This window comes from Streptomyces sp. SID8352 (genome assembly GCF_009862265.1).
In the GTDB taxonomy this organism is placed as follows: Bacteria; Actinomycetota; Actinomycetes; order Streptomycetales; family Streptomycetaceae; genus Streptomyces.
Map to the genome: position 1 here is coordinate 79,806 of NZ_WWGX01000088.1, position 21,894 is coordinate 101,699.

15 protein-coding genes, 1 tRNA gene and 2 pseudogenes are annotated in these 21,894 nt (G+C 73.2%); 8 read left to right on the forward strand and 10 right to left on the reverse strand.

Going from position 1 to position 21,894, the window contains the following annotated elements; genetic code table 11:
* Window positions 1-28 precede the first annotated feature (28 nt).
* Window positions 29-1,096 (reverse strand): ABC transporter substrate-binding protein, encoded by a 1,068-nt coding sequence (locus GTY84_RS26240; protein ID WP_161228865.1) that lies wholly within the window; start codon window positions 1,094-1,096, stop codon window positions 29-31.
* Between the two features lie 127 nt (window positions 1,097-1,223).
* Complete coding sequence (locus GTY84_RS26245; RefSeq protein WP_345943532.1) at window positions 1,224-2,027, reverse strand: siderophore-interacting protein; 804 nt, start codon at window positions 2,025-2,027, stop codon at window positions 1,224-1,226.
* A gap of 280 nt (window positions 2,028-2,307) precedes the next feature.
* Between GTY84_RS26245 and GTY84_RS26250 the strand changes: the two genes are divergently transcribed.
* A complete protein-coding gene (locus tag GTY84_RS26250; protein ID WP_161228867.1) occupies window positions 2,308-4,014 on the forward strand; it encodes a helix-turn-helix domain-containing protein in 1,707 nt (568 codons plus the stop codon).
* On the opposite strand, the gene GTY84_RS26255 is transcribed toward GTY84_RS26250, so the two are convergent.
* Together GTY84_RS26255 and GTY84_RS26260 are read right to left on the reverse strand one after the other, a co-directional pair.
* Window positions 4,008-4,871: a helix-turn-helix transcriptional regulator gene (locus GTY84_RS26255; protein ID WP_161228868.1), complete on the reverse strand. Its 864-nt coding sequence runs from the start codon at window positions 4,869-4,871 to the stop codon at window positions 4,008-4,010. The two genes, GTY84_RS26250 and GTY84_RS26255, sit on opposite strands and share 7 nt — an antisense overlap.
* Window positions 4,872-4,945: 74 nt before the next feature.
* Window positions 4,946-5,765 (reverse strand): annotated as a pseudogene (locus tag GTY84_RS26260) (helix-turn-helix transcriptional regulator).
* Between the two features lie 123 nt (window positions 5,766-5,888).
* Between GTY84_RS26260 and GTY84_RS26265 the strand changes: the two are divergent.
* From GTY84_RS26265 to GTY84_RS26275, 3 genes are all read left to right on the forward strand, one after another.
* Window positions 5,889-6,197 (forward strand): 4a-hydroxytetrahydrobiopterin dehydratase, encoded by a 309-nt coding sequence (locus GTY84_RS26265; RefSeq protein ID WP_161228869.1) that lies wholly within the window; start codon window positions 5,889-5,891, stop codon window positions 6,195-6,197.
* Window positions 6,198-7,049: 852 nt separating this feature from the next.
* Entirely contained in the window at window positions 7,050-7,760 is a 711-nt protein-coding gene (locus tag GTY84_RS26270; protein ID WP_161228870.1) for a hypothetical protein, read from the forward strand.
* A 229-nt stretch (window positions 7,761-7,989) separates the two neighbouring features.
* A complete protein-coding gene (locus tag GTY84_RS26275; RefSeq protein WP_161228871.1) occupies window positions 7,990-9,117 on the forward strand; it encodes a class I SAM-dependent methyltransferase in 1,128 nt (375 codons plus the stop codon).
* A gap of 122 nt (window positions 9,118-9,239) precedes the next feature.
* Here the strand turns inward: GTY84_RS26275 and GTY84_RS26280 are convergent, their stop codons facing one another.
* A complete protein-coding gene (locus GTY84_RS26280; protein ID WP_161228872.1) occupies window positions 9,240-10,076 on the reverse strand; it encodes an aldo/keto reductase in 837 nt (278 codons plus the stop codon).
* 156 nt (window positions 10,077-10,232) lie between these two features.
* Window positions 10,233-11,126 (reverse strand): LysR substrate-binding domain-containing protein, encoded by an 894-nt coding sequence (locus tag GTY84_RS26285; RefSeq protein ID WP_161228873.1) that lies wholly within the window; start codon window positions 11,124-11,126, stop codon window positions 10,233-10,235.
* A 478-nt stretch (window positions 11,127-11,604) separates the two neighbouring features.
* On the opposite strand from GTY84_RS26285, the gene GTY84_RS26290 reads away from it, so the two are divergent.
* On the forward strand, window positions 11,605-12,675 hold the full coding sequence (locus GTY84_RS26290; protein WP_161228874.1) for a bile acid:sodium symporter family protein: 1,071 nt from the start codon (window positions 11,605-11,607) through the stop codon (window positions 12,673-12,675).
* 54 nt (window positions 12,676-12,729) lie between these two features.
* Here the strand turns inward: GTY84_RS26290 and fdhD are convergent, their stop codons facing one another.
* Complete coding sequence (gene fdhD, locus GTY84_RS26295; RefSeq protein ID WP_161228875.1) at window positions 12,730-13,581, reverse strand: formate dehydrogenase accessory sulfurtransferase FdhD; 852 nt, start codon at window positions 13,579-13,581, stop codon at window positions 12,730-12,732.
* Window positions 13,582-14,325: 744 nt separating this feature from the next.
* Here fdhD and GTY84_RS26300 point away from each other — a divergent pair.
* Both GTY84_RS26300 and GTY84_RS26305 read left to right on the forward strand, forming a co-directional pair.
* Window positions 14,326-15,273, forward strand: a complete 948-nt coding sequence (locus GTY84_RS26300) for a beta-ketoacyl-ACP synthase III (RefSeq protein ID WP_161228876.1) — start codon at window positions 14,326-14,328, stop codon at window positions 15,271-15,273.
* A gap of 426 nt (window positions 15,274-15,699) precedes the next feature.
* A tRNA-Leu gene (locus GTY84_RS26305) sits at window positions 15,700-15,787 on the forward strand.
* A 360-nt stretch (window positions 15,788-16,147) separates the two neighbouring features.
* On the opposite strand, the gene GTY84_RS26310 is transcribed toward GTY84_RS26305, so the two are convergent.
* Complete coding sequence (locus tag GTY84_RS26310; RefSeq protein ID WP_161228877.1) at window positions 16,148-18,805, reverse strand: hypothetical protein; 2,658 nt, start codon at window positions 18,803-18,805, stop codon at window positions 16,148-16,150.
* On the reverse strand, window positions 18,802-20,220 hold the full coding sequence (locus GTY84_RS26315) for a hypothetical protein (RefSeq protein ID WP_345943533.1): 1,419 nt from the start codon (window positions 20,218-20,220) through the stop codon (window positions 18,802-18,804). Before GTY84_RS26315 ends, GTY84_RS26310 begins: the two co-directional genes overlap by 4 nt.
* A gap of 448 nt (window positions 20,221-20,668) precedes the next feature.
* Here GTY84_RS26315 and GTY84_RS26320 point away from each other — a divergent pair, with 448 nt between their 5' ends.
* The gene (locus GTY84_RS26320; protein WP_161228879.1) at window positions 20,669-21,136 is read left to right on the forward strand and encodes a hypothetical protein; all 468 of its coding nucleotides are present in this window, start codon (window positions 20,669-20,671) and stop codon (window positions 21,134-21,136) included.
* Between the two features lie 163 nt (window positions 21,137-21,299).
* On the opposite strand, the pseudogene GTY84_RS26325 reads toward GTY84_RS26320, so the two are convergent.
* A pseudogene (locus GTY84_RS26325) lies at window positions 21,300-21,894 on the reverse strand (chitinase); the annotation flags it as partial.

Below are 21,894 nucleotides of genomic sequence, written 5' to 3' on the forward strand. Positions count from 1 at the left end.
CGTGCTCACGCCCCGCACACGTGGGGGGTCAGAGGGCGTCGGCGACGAGCGGAACGAGGTGTTCGGCCGCCCACTTGTTGCCGATCGGCCCGCCGCTGGTGATCGCCCACAGCAGGTCCCCGCCGTCATCGGTCTTCGGAGGAAGCTGCACGAAGCGTCCGGAGGACACGGCGCCGAGGTTCTTGAACAGGCTGCGACCGGTCAGCTCCCGCATCTCCGTCTCGCTCGCGGCAGCGCTCCGACCGAGGAGCAGCACGTCGGCGTCGGTCTTCGAGAGCAGTTCGTCGCTCACCGTGGCATCCCGCTTGAACTCCCGCGCGTTCGGGTTCTTCGCGAAGCCGAGCTCGCCCAGGAACGTCTCCGGCGCGGAATCGGGCCGCGACAGGTACTGGAGCCCGTTGGCCGCACCGTAGTAGATCGCCCATGTCGCCGTGAGTCCCTCGAACTCCGGGTGCTTCCCGCGCACCGCCGCGAAGTACCTCTCGTTGTCGTCGACGACACCCTTCGCGGCGTCGGCCAGGTCCAGCGCCTCTCCGAGCACACGGATCGAGTCCTGCCACGGGAGGAGCAACTGCGACGAGACGTCCGGGCTGGTCACGACCGGGGCGATGGTCGCCAGCCGGTCGTAGTGGTCGGCGAGCTTCACTCCGCCGAGGCCGTCCGTCCACCCGACGGCGACAATGAGGTCCGGGTGGCTCGCGGCGATCGCTTCCACCGGCACCTCTTCACCCATCGCGAACTCGTATGTCTCGATGTCGTCCGCGCCGTGCTCGTCGAGGTACCCGCCCTCGCTGACGAGACTGGAGCTGAGCACGGGCTTCACACCGAGCGAAAGAAGCAGTTCCGTGTCGATCGCGTTCGGCACGACGGCCGCGATCCGTTCGGGACGCTTCTTCAGCACGGTCCTGCCGAAGGGCGATTCCAAGGTCAGCGGGTAGGAGGTGCGCCCCTCGGCGGCCGGCAGCAGGCCCGCCCCGTCGCCGGACGTGGACGTTCTCTGGGGTGATGCCGTGGACGAGCATCCCGTCAGTGCGAGAGCAGCGGCCAGTGCTGTGCCGATCAAGCCGGTGACGCCGCGGCGTCGTGTGAGGTTCATGAGTGCCGTTCTCGTGGATTTCGGGTGCAGGGGGCGAACAGGGCTGCCCGGCCCGGACGTCCGGCGAGGAGCCGCCGAGCGTGCGGCGGGGCAGGTGGCCGTCGCCGGTGTCAGATGTCGGAGCCGGTCAGAGTGCCCGGGAGCCGACGCCGTCCGCGGGCTCGCGTTTCCAGTAGCCCGTGAAGTCGATGGCGGACTTGGTCATGTGACGATCGCGGACGAGATGCCGGCGGATCTCCTGAACCGCCGACTGCTCACCGGCCAGCCACGCGAACCATTCCCCTTCCGCCCAGGCCATCCGGCGGACGGCCTCCAGCAGCCCACCGGGGTGCGCCGGAGCGGACGGATGCCGGGGGAGCCAGATGAGGTCGACCCCGGCAGGGCCGCGCAGTTCCTGTGTGTGCGACGCGTGCTCGACGTCGATGAGCACGCGTCCGCGAGTACCGTCGGGAAGCTCTTCCAGCAGACGTGCGATCGCGGGAATCGCGGTGTCGTCGCCCGCGATCAGCCGCCGGTCCGCGCCCACCGGGAGCCCTTGCGTCCTGGCGGGACCGGCGATGTGCATCCGATCCCCAGGGGTCACCGCACGAGCCCAGTTCGACGCGATCCCGTCACCGTGGAGAACGATGTCGACATCCAGTTCACGTCCGTGCGGGTCGTAGCGGCGCACCGTGTAGGCCCGGGCGATCGGCCGGCGTCCCTCCGCGAACGTCACACGTCCGTCCTCGATGAGGGGGAGGACGGGCTCGCTCTCACCCGGATACGGGAACAGCAGCCGGATGTCGTCGTCGAAACCCGGCGAGGTGAACGCCGGCCACTCGGTCCCGTCCTCAGAGGTGAACGCGCCCAACTGGCCACCGGTCAAGGTCACGCGCCGCATTCCTGCCGTGACGTCGACGATCCGGGCGACGACCAGTTCCCGCAGGGCCACGGGGAACACGGTCAGCGGTCGCGCGGGGACAGACACGGAAGAACTCCTCGAACAGCGGGACATGGCCTGGTGAGCAGGGCGTCGGAGCGCCACGGCGACCACCTGGGTAAGGCTAGCCTTACTATTCGGTCGCTTGTTATCCTCATATGCATGATCCATGGACTGGCGGAATGTGAATGACGTGGATGCGTGCCATCAGCCCCTGATCCGGCCGACCCCGGGGGTTCCGGCCGCCCGGGCGGCCTCACCCGGAAACGCGCGCGAGCCGTCCCTTCTCTGGATGCACACAGGCGCCGGGCATGTGCGGACGGCGACGGCGCGGCATCGCCTCACGGCGGGCCAGGGCATCTGGATGCCCGCCGGCCTCCCCTACGAGGTCGACGTCGAGGCCGATTCCCTCGCGGTTCCGATCTTCCCGGCCGCGCGTTCCCGGTCGACCGTGATCGACCGCCCTCTCCCCGTCGACTTCCCGGGCGGCTGGTCGGACTGGCTCATGTACCAGTTCGTCCGCAGCCTCGGCTACCTGCGCGGTGCCGCGGACGACAACGGCTTGCTCGACCTCGTCGCCAACGCGCACCCGGCAGACCCGGCGCATGACGTCGGCAGACCGCTGCCTGCCCCACCGCTGCCCACATCGCCCGAAGCCCTCACCGTCGCGCGGACGCTGCTTCAGGAACCGAGCCACGGCGCGGGGATCGGCGAACTGGCGCAGTCGGCCGGCATCAGCGTCCGAACGCTGCAGGACCGGTTCCGCAACGAGACGGGACTGCCCTTCGCGCGGTGGCGCACCGCCGCACGGGTCGCCGCCGCGGCGAGCTACCTCGACCTCGGCCACGGCATCGGCTGGACCGGCAGACAGGTCGGGTTCTCGACCCCCGCGGGATTCACGAAGGCATTCCACGCGCACGCCGGAGTCACACCCAGCGAGTACAAGGAACGGCATCGCGACGGACCGACCGGGACCCGGCGGTTCCCGAGCCCTCTCGAAGCACGGATCGACGTCCACACGCACCGAGCGGCGGACGGAGAGGCGATCGCGAAGCCGCCGTCGATACCGGCGTCGCGGACCTGGAACCGGATCAACGACTTCCATGTGCTCGTCTGGGCCTACCGCGGGACTGCACAGCTCGTCATCGGGGGCCGGAAGCACCGGCTACGGCGAGGCGATGCCGCCTGGCTCCCGGCGGGAGTGCCCAACAGCATCACCCTCCCGCGCGGTGCGCTCCTGCTGCCGCTCGGCTCCCGTCCGGGGTCTTCGGCAGCCCTGCCGACGGACGTCCTCATCCGGAGCCTCCCCCCGCAGGCCGAGGGCCTTCTCCTGCACACGGTCGTTGCCAACTACAGCTTCATCCGCCCCGAGGGACACGACCCCAACGACATCACGCGGCGCTTTCTCGAACTCTTCTCCGCGCCCGGTCTCCCCGCGGCCGCCGGCGGAGCAGTCACCCCTGCCGTCGGCCGGATCATCGAGGAGACCCGACGCGAACCCGCGAGTCGGCGCACGCTCGTGCGGTGGGGCGCGGAACTCGGCGTGGACGCCAGGACGCTCGGTCGCGACTTCATCGAGGCCACCGGTCAGACCTATGTGCAGTGGCGAGCCCAGCTCCGCATGACCCTCGCCCGCCAGTACCTCGAAGAACGGATGACGGTCGGCCAAGCCGCGCGGAGACTCGGCTACACGGACGCCTCCGCCCTCACGCGAGTGTTCACCCGCGCCCACGGGATGTCTCCGCGCGAGTACCAACGGAACGGCTGGCAGCACACCGACGAAGGACTCATATCGGCCTGCGGCTGTCGAGGGCCCCAATGGCAGCGGGCACGGCCTCCCGCCCTTCTCCGACGAAGTGTGCTCCCACGCTCGGCGCGCGGACCGCACCACCGTCCGCACGCCCCCGCCCCGGGACGCCTCGCCCCACCCCGGGGCGGGGCGCGACTGCCCGGCGCATCCAACGGGGGGACGAGAGGTGCGGCCGGGCGCGGTCAGTAGCGGTCGCGGTACTCGCGCAGAATCGTCCCGGTGCGCCGGGTGGAGGCGGCGCGCGCGGTCATGTGGTCCAGGACCTCCAGGTGCGCGGAGATCTCCGAGCGCGAGTCCAGGTAGAGCGCGCCCGTCAGATACTCGGTGAACACCATGTCCGGCAGCTCCGGCTCCGCGAACCGGAACAGCGTGAACGGCGCGTACGTGCCGGGGTGCGGGCCGTCCGCGAACTCCGCGATCTGGAGCGTCACCCGCTCCCGGCCGGTGAACTCCAGCAGCCTGTCGATCTGCTCGCGCATCACCCCGCCGTCGTTGCTGACCGGTCGGCGCAGCACCGTCTCGTCCATCACCACCCACAGGTGGGGCGCGTCCGCGCGGTCCAGCAGCCGCTGCCGCTCCATGCGCAGGGCCACGTGCCGCTCGACCGCCTCCTTCCCGGCGTTGCCGATGGTGCCGGACTCCAGCACGGCCCGCGCGTACCCCTCGGTCTGCAGCAGGCCCGGCACGAAGTGCGGTTCGTAGGACCGCATCATCCGGGCGGCGCCCTCCAGGCTGACGTACAGGCTGAACCAGTCCGGCAGCACGTCGTGGTACCGCTGCCACCAGCCCGGCAGGTTGGCCTCCTCGGCCAGCGCCACGAACGCCTTGACCTCCTGCTCGCCGACGCCGTACGCGGTGAGCAGGATCTGCACGTAGGGGATGCGCAGCGAGACCTCGGCGGTCTCCATGCGCCGCACGGTCGCCGGTGCCACCCGCAGGACCTTGGCGGCCTCCTCGCGCCTGAGGCCAGCCGCCTCCCGCAGCTCCTGCAGCCGTCTGCCCAGCACCACCTGTCCCACGGTGGGCGCGGGCCGCCGCTCGCTCATGCCGCCCTCCCCAACGTGCCCCGGCCTGCCCGCAGTCTGTCATGGTCCCCCGCGGGCGCCACAGGGGGCGGAACTCAGGAGATCGCCGCGGACAGGTACTCCGCCGTGGCCGCGTCGGCCGGGAGCAGTGTCTCGATGGCCAGTTCGGCCACCGTCACGTCCATCGGGGTGTTGAAGGTGGCGATGGACGAGACGAACGACAGTGTCCGCCCCCCGTGCTCGATCCGCAACGGCAGCGCGAAGTACGGCACCGGCCCGGCCGGGTCCCCCGCCCCCGCGCCCGCGGGCACCGGGTAGGCGGCCACCTCCTCGTACAGCGCCCGCAGCGCCGCCGACCGGCGCAGGGCGATCTGCCGCTCCATCTGGGCCAGCAGGTGCCCGCGCCACTCGGCCAGATTGCGGATGCGCGGCGCCAGGCCCTCCGGGTGCAGCGTCAGCCGCATGGCGTTCAGCGGCGGCGCCAGCACGTGCTCCGGCAGGCCCTCGGTCAGCAGCGCGACCCCCCCGGTTGGCGGCCAGCACCCCGTAGGCCGCGTCGACCACCAGCGCCGGGTACGGCTCGTAGGCCCGCAGCAGCCGCCGGGTGCCCTCGCGCAGGGTGTCCAGCGCGGGGTCGTCCAGCGGGGTCTGCGGGTAGCGCGGGGCGTAGCCCGCCGCGAGCAGCAGGGCGTTGCGCTCCCGCACCGGCACGTCCAGGTGCTCCGCCAGCCGCAGCACCATCTCCTCGCTCGGCCGGGACCGGCCCGTCTCGACGAAGCTGATGTGACGGGCGGAGGAGCCGGCGCGCAGGGCCAGTTCGAGCTGGCTGACCCGCCGTCGTTCACGCCAGTCGCGCAGCAGCGGGCCCACGCCCTGGACGGTCACGGTGGGGACGGCGGTGCCTGGAGGCGTCATGCCCACGACCGTAGTGGACGTGGCGCCGGTGCCGGTGCCGCCCGGGTGGCCCGCCGTACCGGGCCCGCGCGGTCCCCCTGTGCCACGCTGAGGGCACATCCGCCCAGGAAGGGAGCGCGGCCCATGTCCGCCGAACCGCTGTCCCCGCAGGAGACCCGGGAACGGCTGGCGCGCCTGCCCGGCTGGTCCGTCGACGACACCGGCCGCCTCATCCGCTCCTACGACCTCGGCTCGCACTTCGCGGCGGCGGCGATGACCGTCCACATCGCCCAGGTGCAGGAGGAGTTGAACCACCACTCCGACCTCACCCTCGGCTACCGCTCGGTCTCCCTCGTGGTGAGCACCCACAGCGCCGGGGGCGCCCTCACCGGCAAGGACATCGAACTCGCCCGCAGGGTGGAGGACCTGGCCGGGAGCCACGGGGCGCACTGACCCCCGTGGCCGGCCACGGGCGAAGCCCCGGCCCCGCCCTGCGCCTGGGGCCTCCCCGACCAGGAACGCCCGCGCCGGGACCCGGTCCCCACCCTCCGGGCGTACGCGAAGCGGTGGGGCGCCGGCGCCCGCGCGGCCCCCCGGGGCTCTCGGCATCGGGGCACCCGGAGCGGTGCTCCGGTCCGTGCCGCGGTACGGGCGGGGGAGTCGCCGGTACGGCCGGTCCGCCCCGGCGGCACGGGCGTCCGGGACGGGGCGAACGGTGGGGGAGCGCGATGGACGGTGGCTCCGGAACCCGGACGGCGACGGACGCCCCGGCGGGAGGCGCCCGGTGACCAGGTCGCTGAAGCGCTGATCGTGGGCACCACCTCCGGCCCGGTCCCGGTGAGCGCCCTCACGGTGAGCACGGGCCTCCACCCGGTGGTCCGGGTCCTTGGGGGAGTCCGAGACGGTGCCGGTCGTGTTCACGGCGGTGCTCGGGGCCGGGGGCCGCCGGGGGCCGGAGAGCGCCGGTACGCCGTCCGGGCCCGCCGGGACGGCGACGGCCGGGGGCGCCGGGGCCCGCCCCGGCGGCCGGGTTCCGCGTCCGGGCCCGCGCGTGCCCGCCCGAGCGCCGCGGCCCGCGCGGCCTCCGGCGCGGGCTGTGCGTGCTCGCCCCTGGGTCGCGGCCCGCGTGGCCCGCGCCTGCGTGGCCTGCGTGGCCCGCGCGGCCGACGCATCCGTCCGGGGCCGTCCGAGTTCCCTCCGGGTCCGTGTCGGCCGGGTGTTCGGCACGATTCGGTCACATGGCCCGATCTCGCGGGAATCCGGGGGGATGATGGGATCCGTCACCATCGTGTTCCGGGGGGAACCTTGAGCCAGTACAGCAGTCCGCCGCCGATGCCGCCCTACGGGCCGCCGATGCCTCCTCCGCCGCCCCCGCCGGGCAGGCGGCCCGCCGTCACGACCGCCCTCGTCGCGGGCGCCGCCGCGGTCGTCGCAGCCGTCGTCGCGGTCGTCGTGACCCTCGGCGTCACCGGCGACGGCAGGGCGGAACCGGCCCCCACGGTCACCGTCACCGAGACCGTCGGACCCGACGCGGCGGACGGCGGTGACGAGGGCGCCGGGGAGTCCGGGGCGGACACCGCGGACGACGGTCCGGAGGGGACCGAGGACACCGCGACCGCCGACGGGGTGCACGCCCTCGACGACACCGTCGTCTACGACAGCGACATCGAGGTGGGTCTCACCGGCCTCGAGCGGGCGGTCTCCACCGACTCCGCCGTGCCCGAGAACACCCCGTACATCCGGTTCACCGTGAGGCTGGAGAACAAGGGCGACAAGCCCTTCGACGCGCCGATGCTCACCGTCAACTGCTCCTACGGCGAGGACGGCAGCAGTGCCGAGGCGGTCTTCGACACCGCTGCCGGACTGAACGGCGGACCCGAGACCAAGCTGCTCGCCGGACGGTCGCTCAACGTGCCCTGGGGCTGCGAACTCCCCAAGGGCGAGAAGCTGGTGCAGATCGAGATCACCCCGGACTACGACTCCGAGGCCGCGATCTTCACGGGCCGGATCCCGTAGGAGCGCACCCGGAACGCCGCCCGTCGCGGTGGCGCCCCGCCCCGGTCCGCCACCGCGCGAGCACCGGCCGGTGGCCCGGCTTCCTTCCGGCCGGGCCCCGGGGCGCCCCGCCGGGGATGGCGTGGGCCGGCCCCGGGCGCGGCCCGATTTGCCGTCCCGGCAACACTGCTTGCCTCCCGCCGGTGCGTCGTCGCACCCTGGCGGCCTCGCGAACGGGAGGCTGACCAGCATGGCGCACGACCACCTTCACCAGCACGGGGACGCACCGCGCCCCGGAGATCCGCACGAGCACCCGCACTCGGGCCACGACCCCGCCGGGACCCACGGCACGGACGACCGCCGGGACGGCGCCGAGCACCGGGGCGGTGGCGGAACGCACGGCGCGGGCGACGGGCACGCCGAGGGCGACCGGCACGGTGGTGGCCAAGGGTACGGCGCCGGCCACGGCGGTGGCGGCGGGCACGGCGGTGGCGGGCGCGCCGGTCACGGCGGGCACCACGACCACACCGACCTCGACTGGGCCGAGATGGCCCCGGTCCTGGAGGCCCAGGCGGAGCTGTACGCCCCGATGTACCGGCGGGCCCTGGAGTGGCTGGCGGCGGAGGTGCCCGACCCGGGGCTGGTCGTCGACGTCGGCAGCGGCCCCGGCGTCGTCTCCGGCCTGTTCGCCGAGACCTTCCCCGCCGCCCGGATCGTCGCCGTCGACGGGGCCGCGCCCCTGCTGGAGCGGGCCCGCGCCCGTGCCGCCCGGCTCGGCGCCGCCGACCGCTTCGCCACCGTGACCGGTGAACTGCCGGACGCCCTCGACGGGGTCGGCGCCCCGGCCGGCCTGATGTGGGCGAGCCAGAGCCTGCACCACCTCGGGGACCAGCGGGCCGGGCTGGCGGCCTTCGCCGCGCGCCTGGCGCCCGGCGGCACCCTGGCCGTTCTGGAGGGCGGACTGCCCGCCCGCTTCCTCCCCCGCGACCTGGGCTTCGGCCGCCCCGGTCTCCAGGCCCGGCTGCACGCCCTGGAGGAGGACGAGTTCGCCCGGATGCGCGCGGGCCTGCCCGGCTCGGTCGCGGTGGCCGAGGACTGGCCCGCCCTGCTGACCGCGGCCGGCCTGCGGCACACCGGCACCCGCAGCTTCCTGCTCGACCTGCCCGCCCCGCTGTCGGACACGGCCCGCGCCTACGTCGCCGAGGTGCTCTCCCGGCAGCGCGAGCGGGCCGCCGACGTCCTGGACGCCGGGGACCGCGCCGCGCTGGACCGGCTGCTCGACCCCGACGACGAGGCGGGCGTGCACCGGCGCCCGGACGTCTCCGTCCTCCTGGCCCGCACCGTGTACACGGCGGTCCGCCCCGTGGCCGGGCCCTGAGGGACCCCGCTCGCCCTTTCCGGGCCGCCCGCCGGGCGGCAGGGGGTCGGGCGGCGGGGCCCGGACGGGGCGAGGGCCCGGTCCGTCATGGACCGGGCCCTCGTACGGGGCGGCGGGGCTGCTCAGGCCACCTCGAACGTGGCCGGGTCCGGGCCCAGCCGCCGGTCCTCGTTGAGGGCGCTGATCGCCGCGAGGTCCTCGGTGTCCAGGGAGAAGTCGAACACGTCGATGTTCTCCTTGATCCGCGACGGGGTCACCGACTTCGGGATCACCACGTTGCCGAGCTGGAGATGCCAGCGCAGGACGACCTGGGCCGGGGTGCGGCCGTGCTTCTGGGCGATGGCCACGATCGCCGGGATCTCCAGGATGCCCTTGCCCGAGCCCAGCGGGGACCACGCCTCGGTCGCGATGCCCTGCTCCGCGTGGACCTCGCGGGCGGCGTGCTGCTGGAGGTGCGGGTGCAGCTCGATCTGGTTGACGGCCGGGATCACCGACGTCTCCCCGATCAGCCGCTCCAGGTGCTCCGGGAGGAAGTTGGAGACGCCGATGGCCTTGACGCGCTGGTCCGCGTACAGCTTCTCGAACGCCCGGTACGTGTCGACATAGAGATTCTTCGACGGCAGCGGCCAGTGGATCAGGTACAGGTCCACGTACTCCAGGCCGAGCTTGGCCAGCGAGGTGTCGAAGGCGCGCAGCGTGGCGTCGTACCCCTGCTCGCTGTTCCAGAGCTTGGTGGTGACGAAGAGCTCCTCGCGGGGGATGCCGGAGGCGGCGACGGCCTTGCCGGTGCCCTCTTCGTTGCCGTAGATCGCCGCTGTGTCGATGCCGCGGTACCCGGCCTCCAGCGCCGTCGCGACGGCGGTCTCGGCCTCGTCGTCCGGCACCTGCCAGACACCGAAGCCAAGCTGGGGCATCTCGACGCCGTTGTTCAGGATGATCGGGGGGACCTTGCTGCTCACGAGCTCTCGATCCTTAGGGTTGTGGTCGTTCGTACGCCCCTGCTCAACGATCACGGGCCGGGATGCATTCCTGACCGGGCTTCTCTCACCTCCGTAGGGTTCCTCGGCGGCGCCGTCGTAAGCGTCCCGGGGGCACCGCGTCCGGGTTCCGGCGGGTCAGCCGGGAAAGTGGCCGGGTTCCGGCCGCTGCGGCCGGTGCAGCCGGTCGCCGCCCGCCAGCACGGCCGCGGCGAGGGCGTCGGCGGCGTCCCGGGCGGCCGGCCGGTGCCGGCCGTGCACCAGGACGAAGTCGACCCGGCCCAGGTCGGGCAGCCCGGCCCGGTCCGGGACCCGTACCAGGCCCGGCGGGATCAGCCCCCGGGAGTGGGCCATCACCCCGAGGCCCGCGCGGGCCGCCGCGATCAGCCCGTTCAGGCTGCCGCTGGTGCACACGACCCGCCACTCGCGGCCCTGGCGGCGCAGCGCCTCCATCGCCCGGTCCCGGGTGATGCCCGGCGGCGGGTAGACGATGAGCGGCACCGGGCGGTCCGGGTCCAGCCGCAGCCGCTCGGCGCCGATCCACACCAGCCGGTCCTGCCGGACGAACTCGCCCCCGGGGTCCCCGGGGCGGCGCTTGGCCAGCACCAGGTCGAGCCGCCCGGCCGCCAGCCGCTCGTACAGCGTGCCCGACAGCTCCACCGTCAGCTCCAGGTCGACCTCGGGATGGTCGTGGCGGAAGCCCTCCAGCACCTCCGGCAGCCGGGTCAGCACGAAGTCCTCGGACGCCCCGAAGCGCAGCCGTCCGCGGACCCGGGTGCCGGTGAAGAAGGCCGCGGCCCGCTCGTGGGCCTCCAGGATGCGGTGGGCGAAGCCCAGCATCGCCTCGCCGTCCTCGGTCAGCTCCACCGAGTGGGTGTCCCGGGTGAAGAGCTGCCGCCCGGCGGCCTCCTCCAGCCGCCGCACGTGCTGGCTCACGGTGGACTGCCGCAGCCCGAGCCGCCGGGCGGCCCGGGTGAAGTTCAGGGTCTGCGCCACCGAGAGGAAGGTGCGCAGGTGGGAGGGGTCGTACACGGGGCCCACGGTAGCCGGTCGGGCGCCGGTCATCGGGAAGCACGATGACAGTGAGAGCGATGTGCGGGATTCCCGATCACGGGCGGGACGGGCAGGATGGGGCGGGAGCCCGGGGAGCCCGGGGAGCCCGGGGGCGCCGGACGGCAGGCCGGTCGGTCGGCCCGGGTGTGGCCGGCGGCCGGTGGTCCGCGGACCGCGGTCCGACGGTCGGGCGGCGGGACGGACCTGATCGGCCGGCCCGGGGACTCCGGGGGCGGGCCAGGCGGGTACGCCCGCCCCGCACCGGGCGCACCGGGCGGATTGGGGCCGGGGCCCAACCGGACGGTCGAAGGGTCCCGACGGTCCGGACGGGACGAAGCGGGGCCGGACGGGGCGGAGCGGTCCGGGCGGTCCCGACGGCGGCCGGATGCCCCCGGAGGGCCGGTGCGCCCGGCGTTCCGGGGCGAGCGACAGCGAGACGACGAGTGACGGGAGCACCGTGAAACGCCTGAGCCGACCGGCCCGACCGCCGGTCGACCCCTTCGTCCTGATGCTCCTCGGCACGGTGGGGCTGGCCGCGCTGCTCCCCGTACGCGGCGCGGGCGCCGAGGCCGCCTCCGGTGCCACCACGGGGGCCATCGCCCTCCTCTTCCTCCTCTACGGCGCCCGGCTCTCCACCCGCGAGGCGCTGGACGGGCTGCGCCACTGGCGGCTCCACCTCACCGTGCTGGCCTGCACCTTCGCCGTCTTCCCGCTGCTCGGCCTCGCCACCCGGGGTCTCGTCCCGATCCTGCTGACCGAGCCGCTCCAGCAGGGGCTGCTCTTCCTCACCCTCGTCCCGTCGACCGTCCAGTCGTCCATCGCCTTCACCTCCCTGGCGCGCGGCAACGTGCCCGCCGCGATCTGCGCGGGCTCCTTCTCCTCCCTGGCGGGCATCGTCCTCACCCCGCTGCTGGCCGCCCTGCTGCTGGGCGGCGGCGGGGGCGCGTTCTCCGCCGACGCGCTGCTGGCGATCGTGCTCCAACTGCTGGTGCCGTTCGCCGCCGGCCAACTGCTCCGCCGCTGGATCGGGGGGTTCGTCGTCCGGCACCGGCGGGTGCTGGGGTTCGTCGACCGGGGCTCGATCCTGCTGGTCGTCTACACCGCGTTCAGCGAGGGCATGGTGCGGGGCGTCTGGCACCGGGTCGGCCCGGCAGGGCTGGGCGGCCTGCTCGTGGTGGAGGCGGTGCTCCTGGCCGTGATGCTGCTGCTGACCTGGTACGGCGCGGCGGCGCTGGGCTTCGGGCGGGCGGACCGGGTGGCGATCCAGTTCGCCGGGTCCAAGAAGTCCCTCGCCTCCGGACTGCCCATGGCGAGCGTTCTGTTCGGAGCCGAGGCCGCGCTGGCCGTGCTGCCCCTGATGCTCTTCCACCAGATGCAGCTCATGGTGTGCGCCGTCATCGCCGGACGCCGCGCGCGGGACCCCGGTGCGGGCACCCCTCGGGGGACGGCCCCTCCGGAGGAGCCCCCCGAGGACCCGGTGCGCCCGCCGGTGCCGGGGTCGGCCGGGAGCGGGCCCCGCCGGAGATGACGGGGGCGGCCCCTGACGGCCCCCCGGGGGCCCGGGGCGGGCACGCCGCCAGGGTCAGTCCGGGTGCCCGGCCGGTTCCGGCAGGACGAGCCGCTCCTCGCCCGCGTACACGTTCATGGAGCCGCCGCGCAGGAACCCCACCAGCGTCAGCCCCGTCTCCACGGCCAGGTCGACCGCCAGGGACGACGGTGCCGACACGGCCGCCAGCACCGGAACGCCCGCCATCACGGCCTTCTGCGCCAGCTCGAAGGAGGCCCGCCCCGAGACCAGCAGCACCGACCGCGACAGCGGCAGCCCCCCGTCGCGCAGCGCCCGGCCGACCAGCTTGTCGACGGCGTTGTGCCGGCCCACGTCCTCCCGGACGTCGACCAGTTCGCCGTCCTCGGTGAACAGCGCCGCCGCGTGCAGGCCGCCGGTCCGGTCGAACACCCGCTGCGCTGCGCGCAGCCGGCCGGGCAGCTCCGCCAGCAGCCCGGGGGTGAGGCGCAGCGGGGGCGTGTCCGCGACGGGCCACCGTGCCGTCGTCCGCACCGCGTCCAGGCTGGCCTTGCCGCACAGGCCGCAGGACGAGGTCGTGTAGACGTTCCGCTCCAGGGTGATGTCGGGCATCGGCACGCCGGGCGCCGTCCGCACGTCCACCACGTTGTACGTGTTGGAGCCGTCGGCCGTGGCGCCCGCGCAGTAGACGATGTTCAGCAGGTCCTCCGCCGCGCCGAGTACGCCCTCGCTGACCAGGAAGCCCGCCGCGAGGTCGAAGTCGTGGCCGGGGGTGCGCATGGTGATCGCCAGGGGCTTGCCGTTGAGGCGTATCTCCAGCGGCTCCTCCGCGACGAGCGTGTCCGGGCGGGCGGAGACCGCGCCGTCCCGGATGCGGATCACCCTGCGTCGTTCCGTGACTCGTCCCATGTCCGTGTGCCCCTCGCGCCGGTCGGTCCCGGTTCTCCTGCGTACGTACGGACGGCTGGAGCAGTTCCTGCCGTGTGCCGTGTGCCGTGTGCCGTGTGCCGTGTGTCCTGTGCCGCCGCCCGCCGGGGCCGGGCGCCGCGCGGAGGAGCGGTGTTCGTCGGCCTCCGCCCGCCTCGGTCCCGCCATTGTCCCGCAGGGCCCGGGGGCGGGGAGCGGGTGGTCCGGTCGCCGGGTCGGGAAGGCGCGGTCGGAGGCCGGGCAGCCGGGCGGCCCGGTCGTGCGCGCGGCGCGGGCGGCGCGGGCGGGGGCGCGAGTGCGGCGTGTTCGCCGGGCGCCGGAGCCATCGGAGGAGGTGCGCGGTGCGCGGGATACGGAGGGCGGTGGGCGTGGCGGGGGCCGCGCGGTGGGCGTGGTGGGGGCGGGCGTGACGGGCGGTGCGTCCGGGACGGGGATGACGCTTTCGGTAAATTCGGTCGACTTCGCGGGGCGGATCGTGGACTATGCCCTGGAGAGCGTCCGCGCCGTGCCGGGAGAAGGCCGGCGAGCGGGGCCCACGAGCGGTGCAGCCCCGCCCATATGGGGGCGAGAACCGCGTATCACCGGCGGTCGTTCCGGTTCCGTCTCGGATGCTGAGCGAAACCGACAAGCGGGATGACCGAATCCTGTTGCTTCACCTGCCCTCCTACCCGTCGGTCACTGAACACACTGGTGGATCAGCACCCGAGGAAGCGAGGGGGTTCCGCCATGCGCGGCTCGCGCATCACCGCCGTCGGCCACTACCAGCCCGCCCGGGTTCTCACCAACGAGGACCTCGCGGGCATGGTCGACACCAGCGACGAGTGGATCAGGAGCCGGGTGGGCATCCGGACCCGCCACATCGCCGGGCCCGAGGAACCCGTCGACGAACTGGCCGCCCACGCGGCCGCCAAGGCCCTCGCGGCGGCCGGGACCGCGCCCGGCGAGGTGGACCTCGTCATGGTCGCCACCTCCACCGCGATCGACCGCTCCCCGAACATGGCCGCCCGTGTGGCCGCCCGGCTCGGTATCCCGGGACCCGCCGCGATCGACGTCAACGTCGTCTGCGCCGGATTCACCCACGCCCTCGCCTCCGCCGACCACACCTTGCGGGCCGGTGCGGCGACCCGCGTCCTGGTCATCGGCGCCGACAAGATGTCCGAGATCACGGACTGGACCGACCGCACCACCTGCGTCCTGCTCGGCGACGGGGCCGGTGCCGCCGTGGTCGAGGCCTGCGCGGAGGGCGAGGAGCCGGGGATCGGCCCGGTGGAGTGGGGCTCGGTGCCCGAGATGGGCAACGCGGTCCGGATCGAGGGCACGCCGCCGCGCTTCGCGCAGGAGGGCCAGAGCGTCTACCGCTGGGCCACCACCCGGCTGCCCGCCATCGCCCGCCGGACCTGCGAGCGGTCCGGGGTGGAACCGGCCGACCTCGCCGCCGTCGTCCTCCACCAGGCCAACCTGCGCATCATCGAACCCCTCGCGCAGAAGATCGGCGCGGTCAACGCCGTCGTCGCCCGCGACGTCGTCGACTCCGGCAACACCTCGGCGGCCAGCATCCCGCTCGCCCTGTCCAAGCTGGTGGAACGGGGCGAGATCACCACCGGCGACCCCGTGCTCCTCTTCGGCTTCGGCGGCAACCTCTCCTACGCCGGGCAGGTCGTCCGCTGCCCCTGACGGAGGGGCGGCAGGGGGTCCGGTGGGCGCGGCGGCGGGCCGGTGCCGCTCCGGCGGGGCGGACCGCGGTGGCTCACCTGGCGTGGGTGGCCCGGTCGCCGTGGGCCCGCAGACCGTCGACCGGCGCGGAGCCGAGCACCCGGACGGACCGGGGGACCGGGAGGACGTCCGTCGTGGCGGCGACGGGCGCGTACCGGAAGGCGCTCCGCGGATGCTCCCGGAACGGCGACGGCGGCCGCGTCCGTCGCTCGCGGAGTGGTCACTGCGTAACCGACCCGTCGCTCACGGTGCGCTCCGGGTCGCATCCGCCCCGGCGTCGGCGGAGCGTTGGCGGGACGAAGGAAACGCAGGTGAAAGGCGCTGCGAAACCTTGGTATGGTTGTCCATGTCGCCGCCGGGGAACACCCCGGAGTCGACACACACCCGGTCCGGGTGGCGGAATGGCAGACGCGCTAGCTTGAGGTGCTAGTGCCCTTTATCGGGCGTGGGGGTTCAAGTCCCCCCTCGGACACCAGCAGGGACGTTCACGAGATCGTTCCGGAGCGTTCACGAACTATCGGTCGAGTCATGTGACTCTCCGGTTTTTCGTCGTTTCCGGGGCTCCGCTTCGGGCACGTCGCGGAGGAAGACGAAGCGGCGCGAGAGACTGTGCAGGGTCCCGAGTCCGGACGCTTCGAGGATGACGTTCCGAGGATCACGTTCGGCGGAATACCTGCATTCGGCACTCTCCGAGCCCTCACCTCGGAAGAAGCTGACTGCAAGCACCGCGAGGACCCCGTCCACGCGCCGCTCTGCGCGTGGACGGCCGCACTGTGCACCGGCACGGACCGGCACGCCGCCGCGGGGTCACGGAACTGATCGCCCTCTCTTCCCGTCAGGTGTCGAGTGCGAACAGGCGACCGACCAACTCCGGGTAGGTGAGGCCTGCTTCGGCGAGAATCTTCCTGAGAGCTTCCGGCGGACCCTTCTGTAGCGGGGTCGGAGAACCGACGCGGCCGGGCACTGCGGAAAGGTCGCCGCCGCTGAACCGTGATTCGGGGGTGGCGGGGAGTCGTACCTGGTAGGTGCGCCAGACGCGTGCCGGGAGATTGAGCAGGACCAGGTAGGGGTCCGCCCAGGCCATGAAGGCCCAGCGGTCCTTGCTGCGGGCTCGTACGAGCACGCCGTCGGCGTGGTGCCGCCCGAGTCGTTCGGCGGCCTTGGCCACGACCGGAAGCGGATTGCCGAAGGAGCCCGTGATCTCCCAGAGCCCGTCCTCGCACACGACCGACCAGCCGGCCGCGGTGAGCCCCTCGACCGCCTCCGCGTAGGGGTCGTCCTCCTGGGCCAGAGCGATGAGCCGGTCCACCTCGCTCCAGGGCGCGACGCGGGCGAGCGCCCGCTCCGGCGGGATCATCAGGTCCTCCGCCTCGGCGGGCTCGGCGCGCGCGATCATCGCCTTGCCGCCGTGCCAGGCACGGGCCGCCAGTACGTCGTGTTCGCCGCCGCCCGAGAACGTGGCGTCCTGGACGAGCAGTGTCATCACCACGGCCGCCACCGCGTCCAGCCGTCGGCGGGTCTCGGGCGGGGCTTCGTGGTCCGCCTCGCCCGCCGGGTCCTCGGAACGGAGCGCTTCGAGGAGGCGGCTGAGCCCGCCGCGCCAGCTCTGATCCTGCTCGTCCCAGACCCCGGCGGCCAGGAGCTGGACATACAGGTTGGCCACGAGCAGCCGGACCGGAACCGGTGCTGCGGCTGAACCGTCGGGGCCCGTGAGCGCGGCGACCCACCGCTGGGCCCAGGCGCGACAGCGGGCACGCTGCTCCGGCGCCACGTACGGGGCGAGCGCCTCGCTCGTGGTGGGGAGGTCCGCCTCCTCCGTCTCGTTCTCGTACTCCTCGTCACTCTCCTCCCGCACGGCCAGGGTGACCGCCGACACGGTCCACCGCGACGACGGTGCCTGCGGCAGGTCGAGCGGCGAGGTGCCGAACGCCAGATCCGTCAACGGCGCCCCGATCATCCGGCGGCAGTCGGCGAGGTAGGCGTCCCAGCGGTCGACGCCGCTCGATGTCACCGAGCCCGCTGTCGTGTCCCCGACCGGGTTCACCCGGGGAGCGGACGTTGCGGCGGTGAGTTCGCGCAGGCGCAGGAGATCGGTTTCGAAGCGCCGCGCGGCACGCTCGTCGGCGAACAGGGCCTGCGCCGTGTAGTCGTGTCTCAGCCGGGGGCCGCTGTCGGCGCCGTGGCGCCGTGCGCAGTGCACGGGGCTGTAGACGAAGACGACGGCGGATTCGGCGGTGGTGCCGTCAGGACGGGCGCACGTGGCGCGAACCGCCGCACCGGGCACCTCGGGCAGCGGGAAGGAGCAGGCCGCCGCCCCCGCCGGAACGGTTCCGGTCCGTTTCCAGGAGCCCGGTGAACCGTCCGGAGACGTGCTGATCACCACGGGCAGGGGCTGGGGGTGCGCGAGAGAGACGTGCAGGCCTTCGCTGTCCGTCTTCGCGCCCAGCAGGACGAGCGTGTGACCGGTGGTCTGGAAGGGCCGGATGGTGCGGCCCGTCAGGCTCGCGAGTGGAGCGATGCGCCCCTGTTCCGGAAGCAGCGGCGCGGTGTCGGCGGCGAGTACGGCGAGTTCGCAGTTGCCGCCGTCCCGGGTGCTGGTGCACAGCGCGGCGCGGGTGAGGTTCGGGCTCCCGGTGAGCGCGTATCGGCGGCCGTCGGCCTGCCACTCGACGAATTTGCCGTGCCGCATCCGGGTCTCTTCGAGGAATCGGATCTGTGCGTCGGAGGCGCCGAGTGCCCTCTTGATCGCTTCGGCGTCGTAGCTGGACCAGCGGGGCTGGAGCCCGAGGACGGTACGGCGGGGTGCCAGACGGCCGAGCAGCCCCCTGAGGGCATGACCGGCCTCGTCGACGAACGGGGCGTACGCGTGCAGTTCGTCGACAGGGCCGAGCGGCAGTTGGTCCAGCAGACTCGTCCCGAGGTTGTGCAGCAGCCGGGCACCGGATTCCGATCCGGCCGGGGCGTTGATGTGGCGCTCCGTCAGGATGGCGGCGAGTTCCGACAGATGACTCGCCGACCAGGGGTCCAGTTCCACGGCGGAGGGCAGTTCCTCCAGCCAGTCGGCGAGGTCGGCCAGGAGCGCGTGGGAGTCGTCGTCCTCGGTCTCCACCACCGTCCACAGCTCGTCGTTGGCGCCCCAGCCGGACAGTGTCGGGTTCCCCGAACCCACGGCGAGTCGGCAGGCGTGTTCTCCGACCAGAAGGACGACCTTGGGGTGGAAGGCACGCCGACAGGAGGCCAGGCCGTGCAGATAGCTGCGTCCGGCCATGCGCACATCGACCGGGTCGTACAGCCCTTGGCCCGCATCACCGATCACCGCGGTGCGGGCACCCAGGCCGCGGGCGACGGGTATGGCGACCTTCTCCAGGAAGGGAAGATCGACTGTGAATCCGAGGAAGAGCGCTTCGTGGAGCGCCTGCTGATCGCCGCGTTCGCTCCACTCTCCCAGCAGCGTCACGGGGGATGCGAACCGGGTGTGGTGTGCCGCGCTCATGGGCTCGTCTCCAGGATCCGTCGTCCCTCCGCGGTGACGGTGTGGCAGTTGTCGCGGACGGTGAAGAGCCCCAGCTGCGCCGCCAGGGACCCCAGTTGGGGGATGCGGGTGCCGATGTCGGAGTCTCCTTCGTCACCGGTCTTGAAATAGCGCTCGTTGCGGAGGTGCAGACGGGAGAAGATCTTCAGTCCGCCGGTCGCGGGGTCGGTGCGCAGCTTGGTGAGGGCGACCCTGCGGGACTGGGCGAGCATGTCGTCCACCAGTCGGGCGGCCAGGTCGCACATCGGCCTGTCGGCGTAGTCGTCGATGAGGCCGTCGACCCACGTCGGGTCGAGGAACTCGGCCCAGCGCCGCTGACGGCCCAGGAAGACGGACCGTACTTCGTCGGACAGATGCCCCTCTCGGGAGCGCAGCGCGCCCACCAGCAGGAGCAGCACATTGGTCATCGCGGCGTCGGCGCCCTGCGTCGGGAGTTGCCGTTCGGCGGGCAGCAACTGTCCTGCCGCGTTCTTGAGCGGAGGCAGGTCGTCCAGGACCCGCCGCACCTTCGCGTCCGGGGCCTGTCGCGCCAGCCAGTCGCGCAGTTCCTCGGCCGACCGGTCGGCCTCGCCGTCCTTGGAGCCGACACCGGCCACCAGCGCCGCCCACAGCCGACGCCAGGCGCCGACGGAGTAGTGGCGCAGCAGCACTCCCCGCCAACCGGCCGTCTCGGGAATCGCCGCCAGAACGGGGTCCGTTGTCGCCTCGCCACCGAAGGCCACCGCGGAGCGCAGCGTCTCCTGGTACCCGTCGCCCTCATGACCGTGGAGTTCGATCGCCCGGCCGAGGACACGGAGGGTCGCACGCCGGGTGCGGTCGGATGCCTCCCAGCCCCCCTGCGGGGCGGTTCCTCCACCGCGGGTTGCGGTCAGCACGTCCGTCAGCCATTCGCGCTCGGGCGGACACGGGACGCCGAGGGCCGCCTGCCGCGCCGTCCCCAGGTCGGCGAAGGACACGACGTCCCGCTCTGCGAGTGACAGCAGGGGTGCGAAGAGTTCCTTGACCGCGGGAGGGCACGGATGCCGGCCGGGTCTGAGCGCTCCGTCCCGGACGTCCACGGTGCCGAGGATCGTGGCGGGTCCGCCGTACTGGTCCCAAAAGCCCCAGCGACGGGGTGAGTACGACTGGCCCGGCTGCTCCTCGTCGGCGGCTCGTGCGAGTTCCAGTTCCTCCGCGCAGAAACGCCGCACTCGATCGGTCCCGTGGGCAAGCCACGCCGGATCTGTCTCCGTGTGATGCTGGAGCGCCGCGATGAGGACCTCGCTGCGGCGGACCGCCCGGCGGCACGCGGTGACGTCCCACGCGTTCTCTTCCGCGTGCGCCGCGATCGCCGCATACAGTGAGTGGTACCGGATGTAGCGGGTCACCGTGGACACTCCGGGAACCAAGCGGTCCACGGCGCGCATCACCGGGCCCTCCACCGCCAGGGGATAGCGCCCGGACCGCACACCCAGTCCCTCAAGTGCCCATGCCGGCCCACGGACATCCGCTGTCACTTGCCACCCCTTGTCGGTTGCCGGAGCGCCGCATCGGCAGGAGCCACCTGGCCCTGTCCCAGAATAGATGCTGATCTCGGACGAGAGGTCGGCACCGTCGCCCGGCGCAGCACCTGTCGCAGTTCATCACGCTCGACGCGAAGTTCCCTTGCGGCGGCCGGGGCGGCCGCTGCCGGCGAGGACCTGTATCGCATGGTGGTTCCGGCGAAGGCCACCGCCCAGTTCGGTCAGGGCGCCGTTCGCCGTGACCCGGGGAAGGAGGACACTGACCGTGCGGGCGGTTCGCCGCGCGTCGCGCTCCACCGGCCCACCGGCGGAAAGGGGCGGGATGACCGTCACCTGGCGCAGCGCCGCCTCCTGCGCGCTGACCGTCACCCTCGGATCCTGGGTGGTCGGAGCCTTGGTCGGCCTGGCTTGGTCGGCGGCGGCGGACACCCCCGGGCTGTGGGTGGCGCTCCGGCCCGCGAACCCGCTGTCCCACGTGTTCCTGACCGTCGCCGCACTCACCCTGACCGTGACGCGCCGACTCGGTGCTCCCGGGCCGCCGTGGCGGATTCCGCTGGTCGACGGCGGCGCGTATCTGCTGGTGCTGCTGCTGTCGTACGGCCTCTCCGTGTGGCGGGACGGAGCCGCCGCACCGGCCGACGACGCCTTCGCCATGGCGGGTTACGCCATGCTCACCCTCCAGTTGCCGTCCGCGTGGCTGCTGAGCGTGTGGCGCGCCCACCACCTGCGCACCGCACCCGCCCGGAACGGCGGCGGCACGGACGCCGCCCGGACGGCCGCGGGGACGTGACGACCGGGACCGCCGCCGTCGGCACGGCGGGCGCCCGCGGGTGTCCGAGCACCGCTGTCGCGTGTGGGGGCGACGTCGGCGACGCCGAACGACGGGGAAGCCGGCCGGGGAGTCCCGGCCGGCTTCCGGCGTCTTCACGGGGCTGTCGACGACCGACTGGTGGTCAGCGGCGGAAGTAGGTGTCGAAGTTGTTCTGGAACTGGTAGCCGCCGAAGCGGTCCCAGTTGATGGACCAGGTCATGAGGCCGCGGAGGTCGGGCCAGGTGCCGTGGGTCTGGTAGCTGCCGCAGTCGGTCTTCTTGGTGAGGCAGTTGAGGGCCTTGTTGACCTCGGTGGAGGAGACGTGGCCGTTGCCGGCGTTGGTGGTGGCGGGCATGCCGATGGCGACCTGTTCGGGCCTGAGGGGCGGGAAGACGTTGGCGGTGTCGCCCGCGACGGGGAAGCCGGTGAGGAGCATGTCGGTCATGGCGATGTGGAAGTCGGCGCCGCCCATGGAGTGGTACTGGTTGTCCAGGCCCATGATGGAGCCGGAGTTGTAGTCCTGGACGTGCAGGAGGGTGAGGTCGTCGCGCAGGGCGTGGATGACGGGGAGGTAGGCGCCTGCGCGGGGGTCCTGGCCGCCCCATTTGCCGGTTCCGTAGTACTGGTANCCGAGCTGGACGAAGAACGTCTCGGGGGCCATGGTGAGGACGAAGTCCTTGCCGTACTTGGCCTTGAGGGTCTTGACGGCGGAGACCAGGTTGACGATGACCGGGGTC

What these genes read in the sequence shown, in the direction of transcription:
- GTY84_RS26240 (WP_161228865.1), bottom strand. Translation starts at nt 1,096, where the DNA reads ATGAACCTCACACGACGCCGCGGCGTCACCGGCTTGATCGGCACAGCA.
- GTY84_RS26250 (WP_161228867.1), top strand. Translation starts at nt 2,308, where the DNA reads ATGCACACAGGCGCCGGGCATGTGCGGACGGCGACGGCGCGGCATCGC.
- GTY84_RS26255 (WP_161228868.1), bottom strand. Translation starts at nt 4,871, where the DNA reads ATGAGCGAGCGGCGGCCCGCGCCCACCGTGGGACAGGTGGTGCTGGGC.
- GTY84_RS26265 (WP_161228869.1), top strand. Translation starts at nt 5,889, where the DNA reads ATGTCCGCCGAACCGCTGTCCCCGCAGGAGACCCGGGAACGGCTGGCG.
- GTY84_RS26275 (WP_161228871.1), top strand. Translation starts at nt 7,990, where the DNA reads ATGGCGCACGACCACCTTCACCAGCACGGGGACGCACCGCGCCCCGGA.
- fdhD (WP_161228875.1), bottom strand. Translation starts at nt 13,581, where the DNA reads ATGGGACGAGTCACGGAACGACGCAGGGTGATCCGCATCCGGGACGGC.
- GTY84_RS26300 (WP_161228876.1), top strand. Translation starts at nt 14,326, where the DNA reads ATGCGCGGCTCGCGCATCACCGCCGTCGGCCACTACCAGCCCGCCCGG.
- GTY84_RS26310 (WP_161228877.1), bottom strand. Translation starts at nt 18,805, where the DNA reads ATGAGCGCGGCACACCACACCCGGTTCGCATCCCCCGTGACGCTGCTG.
- GTY84_RS26320 (WP_161228879.1), top strand. Translation starts at nt 20,669, where the DNA reads ATGACCGTCACCTGGCGCAGCGCCGCCTCCTGCGCGCTGACCGTCACC.